This is a genomic window from Methylomonas sp. BG-2 (assembly GCF_057766305.1).
This window is the reverse complement of record NZ_JBYMAP010000311.1, coordinates 1-3,739: the sequence shown is the minus strand read 5'-3', so window position 1 is coordinate 3,739 and position 3,739 is coordinate 1. Positions and strand designations below refer to the sequence as shown.

Genomic DNA, 3,739 nt, shown 5'->3' with positions numbered 1-3,739 from the left:
TGACGGGATGATGGTTACAAATATAATTCGATCGAACATTATTACTCCAGGGGAGACAACGCGTTCTCCATTAGGCGATTGCGTAGACGGCAATAAGTCCATAAACCAACCTCGTTTGGATGTGTAATCGACGCTATTCGACGAAGTGCCCCGCACTGGATATATGAAGGTGACCAAACATTCGTTGGCCGGCGTTAACGGGTCGTCGGTACAATCTCCAATGGTTTTAGTTGTTCCTGCTGTAATTTCCGTAGTAATCGATTGCGCCTGAAGGGTACTCCGGCTAACTGTGCCAGTGCTAGAAGGCTTATCCAAAATCGCGTAAAAGCTTTGAACGTCTAAATTGGTTACGTCAGTCGATGTCAAATAGCGCCCGGTTCCGAAAAACACTAAAACCCCGTCGGAATGCTCTCCAAGAGTCGGCTGTGAAGTGATGGGTTGTACCGTTGTCACTGCGTCAACAGTTCTTGACGCAGTGAACAACGGAGCTCCGCCGTTTCCTAATCCCCAGGCGGACTGAGAAGTTGAATCGAAATCGAATTTCCAGAGGTTTCCTTGGAGATCACCGGCGTAAACGTAGTCGATAATTTTATCCCCGTCCTTGTCGTATAACTTAGGCGTCGAGAGTCCGTTACTCGTGCTTGAGTTAGTTGGGATTTTTTTTATTAATTCGCCAGTGCTTAGATTTACGACATAAAGAAACGCCTTTTCGGAAACGCTGTTGTAACCGTTACCAAAAATAACTGCCCAAGTGCCGTCTTTAAGTAAGCCAATTTGCGGTTGGCTGTAAGTTAACCCAATGCCATCCGAGTCGATAGTTCCGCTACCGTCACTGGCTGTATCGGGATCTGTAGAACCCTGATACTCCCATAAAACGTCGACGCCGGCGTTAAATGCCACCGGATTAGATACATTTAAAGCGTATATCGATTTGCCTCCTTTATTTAAGCCACCGACTAAAATAGTTTTCCAGGTGCCGTTGAGATATGCATCGCTGATAGTCGGAGAACCGTCGACATAATAGGTGTGGGAATAACCCGGTTCAGTCAGTTTACTCAGATTTGCGTATACGGCAGCAGGTACGTAAGCCAGTATCTCTTTGCCTGAACTCGAATTTCCGATATCAGCACGAAAGCCGTGTAACATGCCATCGTTGGCGCCAGCGTAAATCATGGGTATACGAGGCGTAGTTCCAGTGGTTTTCTCTGTAACGTACTGCGCATAACTTGATTGGCCGGGGGTAGTGTTTGGTAATCCGCTAAAGCCGTAATCTTCAGTTTTGGTGTAGACAGGGTCGGAATTAATAATATCGCCGAGTAAAGTGCTTTCGCGACTCCGTAAAGAACCGCCGTTACGTTGTTCTTTGCTGATATCCCCTCTCAACCAGTTCAATCTATCTTTACCGTTATCAATTGTCCCGACGATACCGGTTGAGCTGGTTTGCAGTGCAGTTTTTTGGCTGGAGCTTAAGTTATCCCATAAGAAAGTAGTGCCCGTATTATTGCTGAAAGTGTAAACGTTACGTGACGACGTAGGTATTAGCATCCCTGCGTCCCAATTCGCATCGGCTCCATCCAGTTTTTCATCCTGGTTGACATCCGTTACCGCGCCAGTATTACTCACTGGGTAGTCGAACAGGTGACCGCTCCAGTCCGTCGAGTTGAATTGGGCCTGATACAACATGGTTCCACTTTGAATTCCTGTTGAGTTTGCTGCCGCGGATGAGGCTGCGGCCGTGCGTTTTAAAACATCATCCAATGCATTCTTTAAAGATGTTTCAAGATTTTTTGGATCAATTGCAAAGAAATAATGATCCGGATAGTCGTCCTTATCGCTGTCCCATTCGGAAGTGAGATCGGGGGTATTGTTGTCGTTAGCGTCAATATAGCTACCCCATTTTGCTGCATAGTAAAGCGGCTGCTGTAAACTGGAAGCCGAGCTGGAGCCTATGGTGTACGTGGCAGTAGTTGCGGAATTGCCCGACGTACAGCTAGAACAGCTCAGAGTTCCTTGCGGATCGGTATAAGAGTAACTATTGATACCGGAATGGGCGTGGAAGCCGTCAGTTGTTGTGCCGCTTATTACATAGCCGAAGCCCATTTTATAAGGAGTCGATTGGGCAATGACGTCGGTGGTTATACTCACTTGAGTAGAGGTAATTGAATAACTTAGAATCCCCCACTCGTCCTGGTCAAAATCTCCGCCCTGTTCGCTATCTTCCCAATTGACATAGAGTTTCCCTGATCTGGTGCTATCGGTACTGGATTGACTGACGATTTTAAAATCCACGATAGTACAGTTGCCTCTAATTGTGGACTCTGTATTTTGGCAGGCCGGTAAGATTGTGACTGATTTAGTTGTACTTCCTGGCACCGATACGACGACTTTTGGTAATTGGGGCGACAACGCAACGCCATAAGTTGTAACCAATTGCTTGCCTTGCACATCAGAGCGGATATCCTTGGTATGAGCGTAATCCGCTAAACCGGCTATATGGTAGGTGCCGGATAGCCTCGGCGAATCAGGGCAGGTTCCTCGCACAGAGCTAAGATTATTGACAGTTTTTGCTGTGCATATCTGGTTATTGTCAGTGCCATTTTCCCCAACGAAAAAGTTTTTGCCGTTGATTTTTTCCCCCTCCCCTACGGTATTGGTTAAACTATCCATGTTGCTGGCTCCTAAATCAGTAACGCCACTTAATTCGTCACCATCGTAAGAGCTGGTGCTCGCATTAAATTGGATGATGCTTTGTGTCGCACACCATTGGGTCGGTATGACTGGGTCGCTTGGGGTGGCGGAGGAAAGTCCTGAAATATAAGTCGTATCGTCGACATCGAATGTAGTGGACGCTGATTTGCCAGCCAAATAGCGCAACGATTCCAGCATGATTTCCGATTGTGGGTTCCCCCAGTTATTACACACACCGTTATTAAAACTGTTTAGGCCCCAGGAACAGCCTGCGCTACCGGTGACGCCGAAATACGTGCCGTCATCATTACGATAACCGTAAATCCTAAGTTTATTTAGCGTATTGATAATGCCGCCAGTTGATGGTGCCGATTTGAAAGTCCCGTTCGTAGTAACGTTAATTTCGTCGGATATGGTCGATACATTCTTGCGTAATACCCCACCCGATTTATTTTTACCGTAGGATCCCGTCATTAACCCGAAACGAAGTTTTCCGTCATCCCCGTAGGTTTGCAGTAAACCTATGGGTTTCCGGGTATCAGTATCGTCGGGGTAGATTTTGCAATTTTCGGTGCCAATCATTCGAAAATCACAAACTTTAACTTTCGCTACATAGTCCTTGGTACCCAGTCCTTTATCCGACTTTGAAGGGTTACTGCTCTGGGCGTTTATCCCCGAGTCGGTCGATGAATTACTATTTGACGCTGCCTTTTCTTCAGACCAGCGGCATTGCCAGCGTTCGTTGGCCGCCCATAGCGAATAATTGCCTTTTGCGACCCTTATCAGAGGCGGATCAGTTACGTTTTGGGATAAGACGGTGCTTGAAACGGTGGTGTTACACAATGTAATCCCGTCGGAAACATCGGTGGACGTAAAGGGCGTAAGTTGAGTTAAATCCGAGCCGTTATAAAATTTTGCAAAGCTGTGGGCGTCATTGGGTAGATAACTCCTTTCCAGTACGGTATAGCCATGATTTGGGGCGCTGGTACTAGTTGTTGTCGCGGTTGTGGTGGTTGCTGTTGTGGTTCTATAACCGGTGGTCGTCGTCGTA

Annotated in this window: 1 protein-coding gene; it reads right to left on the bottom strand. The window is 46.9% G+C overall.

Annotation, left to right across the window (positions count from 1 at the left end):
• On the bottom strand, positions 1-3,739 hold a 3,739-nt coding region (locus AC3B8H_RS19310), incomplete at both ends, for a pilus assembly protein (protein ID WP_488443149.1).